Below are 7,073 nucleotides of genomic sequence, written 5' to 3'. Positions count from 1 at the left end.
GAGCATATTCAAAAAGATTTTGAATCACTTGCGAAGAATGAAAATGAAAAGAGTCGGATTGTCCGTATTTATAATCCATTGGATACAGAGGAAATTCTTAGAAAGAGCCAAGAACCAAGAGTCAAGAGCCGAGACAAACAACCAGAAACCAGCAACCGGCAACCTGTCTTCGTTTCCGTGGGAACTGTTTTTCCGCAGAAGGGGTTCGACCGGCTGCTCAAAGTTCATAAACGTCTCCTCGATGAGGGCTTTCTTCACCACATAAAAATAGTAGGCGACGGTTACGATTTTGAAAACATCAAAAAACTGAAATCCGATCTTGGTGTGGTTGAAACTGCAGAAATGACGGGCTTTACCGACAATCCGTATCCGCACATTCGGAATGCGGATTTCTTTGTTTTAAGTTCGAGATATGAAGGTTTTCCGACGGTTTTATTTGAAGCAATTACTTTAAAAAAGAAAATTATCGCCACCGAAGTTTCGGGAGTACGCGAAATGCTGGAAAACGGAAAATTAGGACTTATCGTAGAAAATTCCGAAAAGGGAATTTATGATGGAATGAAAAAAGCACTCGCCCAACCGGAAAGTTTTAATGAGTATGCTCAAGAACTGAACACTTACAAAATGCCTTTTACTCTTGAAAATTCAGTGCAATCAATCATTAAGATTATTGATGAACTTTAAAACCTTTCACTTAAATTTGCGTTATGTCCAACTACACCATCATACAGAAAGATTTTTACCGTGAAAGCGGCAAAATGCTTTCGTCTCCGGAGATCTGGGCAAAATGCATCAATCCGAACCTTCACTTTATTTACATTCTGAGAAAATGCCAGCAATACAGAAAAAAATCTTTTCTGGGAGCATTCTGGAGGCTTGTTTTGCGACATCATCAAATAAAATACGGCTTTCAAATCTATCCTGAAACCCAGATTGGCGAAGGTTTTTATTTGGGGCACTGGGGCGCGCTCGTTATTAATCCCAAAGCTAAAATCGGCCGGAACTGCAACATTGCACAAGGTGTAACCATCGCACAGGCCAACCGCGGCAAAAATGAAGGCGTTCCCGTGATTGGTGATGAAGTGTGGATCGGTCCGAACGCGGTGTTGGTTGGAAAAATATCAATTGGCAACAATGTTCTGATTGCACCGAACGCTTATGTGAATTTCGATATTCCTGATCATTCTGTGGTCATTGGCAATCCCGCAACTATCAGTAGCAATACCAATGCGACATTGGGCTACATTAATAATAAAATTTAATATTAAAATCTGTTAAATATTCGGGATTTAAATTTCTATACTTTACATTTGCAAAATAATTGATTCCATCTATTGCTTTTGCAAATAACAACTACAAAATAGTATAATCCCACAAAAGTTAAGCTATGAAAAAATCGTATGAAGTTATTTTCGAAAATAATAAAAAGTGGGTCGAATCTAAATTGGCCGAAAATCCAGATTTTTTCAAAATCCTTTCAGCCTCACAAACTCCTGAATATCTGTACATCGGTTGTTCCGACAGCCGTGTTTCAGCAGAAGAAATGATGGGTTTAAAACCTGGCGAAGTATTTGTAACCCGAAACGTAGCCAACTTGGTAAACACCTTAGATATGAGTGCTACCGCGGTGATTCAGTACGCAGTGGAACATTTAAAGGTAAAACATATTATTGTGTGCGGACATTACGGTTGTGGCGGTGTAAAAGCTGCGATGACGGCGCAGGATCTGGGACTGATGAATCCCTGGCTGCGAAATATCCGCGATGTGTACAGGCTGCACCAGACAGAACTGGATGCGATTACCGACGAGCACAAACGCTACGACCGCCTTGTAGAACTGAACGTGCAGGAACAGTGCATCAACGTGATCAAAATGGCCGTAGTACAGGAGCAGTATCTGGTGGACGAATACCCAATTGTTCACGGCTGGGTTTTCGACTTAAGAACAGGAAAAATCATCGATCTGGAAATTGATTTTGAAAGTATCCTGAAAGACATTCAGAAAATATACAATTTAACCAACTCTGAATGGGTGATGAGTAGAAAGAAGAATAAAAACCTTCTCTGATTTATATGAAACTTTGGAGCATCATAACATTGACGGTATTTTTGAATTTCATGGCCTTACCAAGTATTGCCACGTTTTTCGATTGGGATTTACCGGCAACCAACATGGTGATTTCCGAAGAAGAAACCCAACATTCCCCCTTAGTTATCAACGAAAAAACCATTCCGGGAACTCTTAATGTACATGATTTCCTGAAGTTTTTCGAAACAGACCGATCGAAGAGATCCTTTATCTGTGCAGATGATTCCGTTCATCTTTCTCCTTTTCTTACGATATTTTCTCCGCCTCCGGAAGCTTAATTTTTTAAAATTTACAGTGGATATACCGTACTTTTTATAAGTGTGGAAAGCTGTACTGTCTAAAAAAATTAAATTCTATACGCTGTAGCTACGTTCACAAGTACAGTTGGTTTCACATGCGAAACCGAGTGCAGAAATGTGGGCAAAACCAACAGCAAAACTTTCAAAAAAAATGAAAAAAACACTTTCAATATACGCAGGAATAAGAGAAAATTTTCCTTCAGGGCTCGTCGTATTTTTGGTTGCACTCCCATTATGTCTGGGGATTGCACTTGCATCCGGAGCACCACCACTTTCAGGAATTATTGCGGGAATCATCGGTGGTTTGGTTGTTGGTTCACTCAGCAATTCCAACATTTCAGTTTCCGGTCCGGCAGCGGGATTAACGGCGATTGTACTCACCGCAATTACGGATTTGGGTGCATTTGAACTCTTTCTTTGTGCAGGAATTATTGCCGGAATTCTTCAGCTTATTTTAGGATTTATCCGCGCCGGAAGTATTTCAAATTACTTCCCAACTAACGTAATCGAAGGAATGCTGGCGGGTATCGGGATCATTATTATTTTAACACAGATTCCCCATGCATTGGGATACGATAAAGATTTTGAAGGCAATGAGACCCTTTTTGCCAATGGATTTAATCCGAATTATTTTTCTGAACTTTTAGCCGGAGTTCATCCGGGTGCTGTAATTGTAACCCTGGTTTCCATAGGAATTCTTCTGGCGTGGGATAAAATTCCGGCGCTGAAAAAACTGAAAATGATTCCCGGAGCTTTGGTTGCTGTAGGCACAGGAATTCTGCTGAATTATATTTTCACGGTTACCGGCAGTAATCTTGCGATTGGTGCTGAACATTTGGTTTCTCTTCCGGTTCCCCAAAGTGTGGCAGATTTTAAAAACATGATCGTTTTTCCTGACCTTCAGGGTTTCCTGAATCCGAAAGTATGGATCGTTGGCGCAACAATCGCTATTGTCGCGTCTATAGAAACATTGCTTTGTATTGAAGCTTCCGACCGTTTAGATTCGAAAAGAAGAATTACCGATACCAATCTGGAACTCCGCGCTCAGGGAATAGGCAATCTGATTTCTTCAGCAATCGGCGGTTTACCAATGACCTCGGTGGTGGTAAGAAGTTCTGCCAATGCAAGTGCCGGCGCCACTTCAAAACTGTCAACTGTAATTCATGGCGCACTGCTATTAATCTGTGTCCTTACCATTCCGTTTATCCTGAACTTAATCCCGCTGGCTACATTAGCTGCGGTCTTGATCTTGGTTGGGTACAAACTTGCGAAACCGGCAACGATGATGCATTTCTGGCACAAAGGAAAATACCAGTTTATCCCTTTCATCGCGACAGTAATCGCAGTAGTTTCGCTTGATCTACTGAAGGGTGTGGGAATTGGATTATTAATTTCGGTCTTCTATATCCTTCAGGGAAATATGAAACGAGCTTACTATCTGAGCCGCGAAGAGCTTGATGATGCTGACGAAATTAATATAAAACTTGCGGAAGAGGTTTCATTCCTCAACAAAGCGGCCATTAAAAAAACGCTTAAAAACATCAAACCTAACTCTCAGGTCTGTATTGATGCAAGATCAACTTCTTATATCGCGACCGATATTCTTGAGATGATTCAGGAGTTTGCTAACATCCGTGCAAAGGAAGAGGATATTGAAGTGCGGCTTATCGGCTTTAAAACTTCTTATCAGGAATATGCAGATGACGAAGATTCACACATCATTATTGCCCACAGAAGAGCAATGTAATTTTAATTATCAACTTTAAACAAAAAATCAAATGAAAGCACATACCTTAGAAACACAATCTACAACAACACCGGAAAAAGCACTTAAATTCCTAAAAGAAGGAAACCAGCGATTTGTACAGAACCTGAAAATCAACAGAAATCTTCTGGAGCAGGTGAATGATACCCGCGCAGGGCAGTGGCCTTTTGCCGTAATTTTGAGTTGTATCGACAGCCGTACTTCTGCGGAACTGATTTTTGATCAGGGTTTAGGCGATATTTTCAGCGTAAGAATTGCCGGAAACTTCGTAAATAAAGACATTTTGGGTTCCATGGAATTTGGCTGTAATGTCGCAGGTTCCAAATTGGTAGTGGTCCTCGGTCATACGAAATGCGGCGCGCTGAAAGGCGGTTTGGACGCACAAAATATTGAAGGAATGGGCATGGAAAACCTTAACCACCTTGTAGGCCATTTCCAGGGCTGTATCGACGGTTTGATTAAAGAAGGCGAAGAGCGGTCGTCATCAAACAGCGATCTTCTGGAAAGACTGAATGTTTGCAATATCCAGAAAACCATGCAGGATATCCGTCACCAGAGTACGACGCTAAATCAACTGGAAAAAGACGGAAAAATTAAAATTGTGGGTGCAAATTACTGCGTTGATAGCGGCGTGGTAACTTGGCTGGACGACAATATGAACGCAGAAATGGAAGCGCAAACTGGCGAAATGGCTATTTCCCGTTAAAAGCCGTCATCGTATTCTGTATTCCCGCGAAAACAAAAGACAGACACGCTTTAGAAAACTTCTCGATTCTTTCGGGAAGTTTTTCTTTTTCCTCAGCTTCCCATTTTCCCAGAACGTAATCTACCTGTTTACCTTCGGCAAATTCTGCAGAAATTCCAAAACGCAACCGCGGATAATTCTGAGTCTGAAGCTGTTCCTGAATGCTTTTCAAACCGTTGTGACCGGCATCGGAGCCTTTCATTTTCATTCTCAACGTTCCGAAAGGCAGCGCCAGATCATCGGTAATAATCATAAGATTTTCCAGCGGAATGTTTTCTTTCTGCATCCAGAATTTCACAGCTTTGCCGGAAAGATTCATATAAGTGTCGGGCTTCAGGATGAAAACTTTTCTTCCCTTATATTTGCCTTCAGCAAGCCAGCCAAAGTTGGCAGATTTAAAAGGTGCTTCAATGGTTTCGGCGATTTTATCAGCAACTTTAAACCCGACATTATGCCGGGTTTCTGTATATTCATCTCCTTTGTTGCCGAGTCCGACGATAAGGTATTTCATTAGAATTAAAGTTTTATATATTCGAAAGTGAGTGTTCCTTCTGTGGAAACAGCTTTGGTTGGGTAACCCGCACTGTCGTAAGTATAAGCATAATTTGTAGAGTATGATCCCTCGGAGGTATTAACGGTTGTAGACCTGTAATTATTCATGGACAATCCTGTAAATGAGTTGGTTCCCGTCATAAAATGACCTGCCACAACGGTAAATTCTATCGGAAGTGTTGCAAAAGGATTTTTGTTGGTTTCGTAATTACTTAAATTAGCCACAATAACTACCGGTGGAATTACAATTGGCGGAGGTGCCAGGTTGGTCATTGTCATTTTCCACTGGGACAGATTATTACCCGCAAAAAGCAAATCGCTCACCATAGTGGTTGCAGGTTGATATGTTCCCGGATTTTCGGGATCCTCGCCCGACAATATCGTGTTCGCTTTTTTTAATTTACCTGTACTGTCATAGGTAAAATTGGTATCATTTTTCATCAGCACAGTTCCTCCACTTTCAGTATTCCCTGAAGCTTTCGCAACATTACCACCGTTGTAAGTAATATTTAATGTTGTGATAAGCTCTGTTGTGCCTTCATTTTGCACAATCTTCAGCTGGGAAAGCACATTATTTTCATAAGACAATGTATAATCATCCGTTTTTCCATCACTTTCAACTTTCACAGTAGTAAGCTTACCGGCAGTATAATTATAATTAATTACAGATGCAATCCCGTCAATGTCAATTGATGTTACTTTTTTTAGAACTTTATCGTTTGATGCTCCGCCACCAGATCCGGGTCCGGATTCCGTCCCGTTGATCCCGTTGAGAAGATCGCCATTTTCAGCCCGGCTTGATTCACATGAAAATAAAATAGTCAAGCCAATGAGGAAAGTAAAAAGATGTAATATTTTTTTCATCTATCTAATTAATTTTAACAAAAGTAACCTTTTTTTCGAAATGAGTTTTCGAAAGTTTTATTTCCCAAGAATTCTTTCTAAAACCGTATTCACCTCATCCACGTGCTGCACATTTTCTTTGCGCATCATCAGCTGGTTGCTGTCGGCTGAATGTTTTTCTTTTAAAGTAGCATCTTTCGGATTCTGACTTAAATACGAAATAATATGCCTGAATTTATCACTCTGGTAAAACATATCCTGAGGATTTGGCGGAAAATAACCCAGAAACACTCCGTTTTTCACCACGATTTTATCGAAACCGATCTCGGCTGCAATCCATTTTAATTCTACAGATTTCAAAAGATTTTTAGCTTCTGAAGGCAGTTTACCAAAACGGTCGGTAAGTTCATTTTCGAATTTCTGAAGATCTTCTTTATTCTGAATTTCTGCTAGTTTCTGATAAAGCGAAAGCCGTTCTTCAATACTCTGTACATAAGAATCCGGCAGCATCAATTCCAGATCTGTATCGATATTTACTTCTTTGTTGGATTTGAAGAGTTTTTTACGGTCTTCTTCATTTTCAAACAGTTCACTAAATTCTTCATCGTTCTGTAATTCTTCAAGGGCTTCCTGCATAATTTTCTGGTACGTGTCAAAGCCCATTTCGTTGATGAATCCGCTCTGCTCACCGCCTAACAAATCACCTGCGCCACGGATTTCCAGATCTTTCATTGCAATCTGAAATCCACTACCAAGATCCGAAAACTGCTCGATCGCTTC

Annotated in this window: 9 protein-coding genes; 6 read left to right on the top strand and 3 right to left on the bottom strand. The window is 40.6% G+C overall.

Translation table 11 applies throughout. The features are described 5' to 3' along the window. The 6 genes from V5N63_RS10805 to V5N63_RS10780 all read left to right on the top strand — a co-directional run. Window positions 1-684, top strand: a 684-nt coding sequence (locus V5N63_RS10805; RefSeq protein ID WP_332033951.1) for a glycosyltransferase, incomplete at its 5' end; no start/stop codon positions are given. 23 nt (window positions 685-707) lie between these two features. Further along, a complete protein-coding gene (locus V5N63_RS10800) occupies window positions 708-1,262 on the top strand; it encodes a serine acetyltransferase (RefSeq protein ID WP_332033950.1) in 555 nt (184 codons plus the stop codon). A 125-nt stretch (window positions 1,263-1,387) separates the two neighbouring features. Further along, on the top strand, window positions 1,388-2,068 hold the full coding sequence (locus tag V5N63_RS10795; RefSeq protein WP_332033949.1) for a carbonic anhydrase: 681 nt from the start codon (window positions 1,388-1,390) through the stop codon (window positions 2,066-2,068). A gap of 5 nt (window positions 2,069-2,073) precedes the next feature. Further along, window positions 2,074-2,367: a hypothetical protein gene (locus tag V5N63_RS10790; RefSeq protein WP_332033948.1), complete on the top strand. Its 294-nt coding sequence runs from the start codon at window positions 2,074-2,076 to the stop codon at window positions 2,365-2,367. A 172-nt stretch (window positions 2,368-2,539) separates the two neighbouring features. Then, window positions 2,540-4,135: a SulP family inorganic anion transporter gene (locus tag V5N63_RS10785; protein ID WP_332033947.1), complete on the top strand. Its 1,596-nt coding sequence runs from the start codon at window positions 2,540-2,542 to the stop codon at window positions 4,133-4,135. Between the two features lie 31 nt (window positions 4,136-4,166). Beyond that, window positions 4,167-4,859 (top strand): carbonic anhydrase, encoded by a 693-nt coding sequence (locus tag V5N63_RS10780; RefSeq protein ID WP_332033946.1) that lies wholly within the window; start codon window positions 4,167-4,169, stop codon window positions 4,857-4,859. Here the strand turns inward: V5N63_RS10780 and pth are convergent. From pth to V5N63_RS10765, 3 genes are all read right to left on the bottom strand, one after another. After that, on the bottom strand, window positions 4,846-5,409 hold the full coding sequence (pth, locus tag V5N63_RS10775) for an aminoacyl-tRNA hydrolase (RefSeq protein ID WP_332033945.1): 564 nt from the start codon (window positions 5,407-5,409) through the stop codon (window positions 4,846-4,848). The genes V5N63_RS10780 and pth overlap by 14 nt on opposite strands. A 5-nt stretch (window positions 5,410-5,414) precedes the next feature. Continuing rightward, window positions 5,415-6,314, bottom strand: a complete 900-nt coding sequence (locus V5N63_RS10770) for a hypothetical protein (RefSeq protein WP_332033944.1) — start codon at window positions 6,312-6,314, stop codon at window positions 5,415-5,417. A 57-nt stretch (window positions 6,315-6,371) separates the two neighbouring features. Continuing rightward, window positions 6,372-7,073: TRCF domain-containing protein (locus tag V5N63_RS10765; protein WP_332033943.1), on the bottom strand; the 702-nt coding region annotated here is incomplete at its 5' end.

Source organism: Kaistella sp., assembly GCF_032060305.1.
Lineage (GTDB): Bacteria > Bacteroidota > Bacteroidia > Flavobacteriales > Weeksellaceae > Kaistella > Kaistella yananensis.
The sequence above is the reverse complement of the archived record's forward strand: the minus strand, read 5'-3'. Positions and strand labels throughout refer to the sequence as shown.

Excerpts from the sequence above, each read along its gene's own strand:
- V5N63_RS10800 (WP_332033950.1), top strand. The coding sequence starts at position 708 with ATGTCCAACTACACCATCATACAGAAAGATTTTTACCGTGAAAGCGGC.
- V5N63_RS10795 (WP_332033949.1), top strand. The coding sequence starts at position 1,388 with ATGAAAAAATCGTATGAAGTTATTTTCGAAAATAATAAAAAGTGGGTC.
- V5N63_RS10790 (WP_332033948.1), top strand. The coding sequence starts at position 2,074 with ATGAAACTTTGGAGCATCATAACATTGACGGTATTTTTGAATTTCATG.
- V5N63_RS10785 (WP_332033947.1), top strand. The coding sequence starts at position 2,540 with ATGAAAAAAACACTTTCAATATACGCAGGAATAAGAGAAAATTTTCCT.
- V5N63_RS10780 (WP_332033946.1), top strand. The coding sequence starts at position 4,167 with ATGAAAGCACATACCTTAGAAACACAATCTACAACAACACCGGAAAAA.
- pth (WP_332033945.1), bottom strand. The coding sequence starts at position 5,409 with ATGAAATACCTTATCGTCGGACTCGGCAACAAAGGAGATGAATATACA.
- V5N63_RS10770 (WP_332033944.1), bottom strand. The coding sequence starts at position 6,314 with ATGAAAAAAATATTACATCTTTTTACTTTCCTCATTGGCTTGACTATT.